General features: G+C 67.9%; 1 protein-coding gene. It reads right to left on the minus strand.

Annotated elements, in window-relative coordinates:
* The coding region (locus KVT32_RS30240) for a hypothetical protein (RefSeq protein WP_217619445.1) at positions 1 to 268 on the minus strand (268 nt) is incomplete at both ends.

Raw genomic sequence — 268 nt, forward strand, 5'->3', positions numbered from 1 at the left:
TTCGCAAGCCCCCGAAGCGCCCTGCCCGACATGTCGCCCGAGACCACTTTCCAGTCGTCCCGCGTCGCTTCGCCGGGCGGCAGCAATGCGAGCCGTCCTCCGGTCACGTTCAGGCTCAGGCGCTGCCACCAGACCAGCCATTCCTTCCCCCCGGGGGCTTCGCGCACGACCAGGGGCGGGACCGTGATGAAGTCATGTGCGCCGCGCACGTCGATCGGACTCTTGGAAAGCGGCGTTCCGTCATGCGTCCAGCCCCGGATATGGACGA

This window comes from Achromobacter sp. GbtcB20, assembly GCF_019091095.1.
In the GTDB taxonomy this organism is placed as follows: Bacteria; Pseudomonadota; Gammaproteobacteria; order Burkholderiales; family Burkholderiaceae_B; genus Achromobacter; species Achromobacter mucicolens.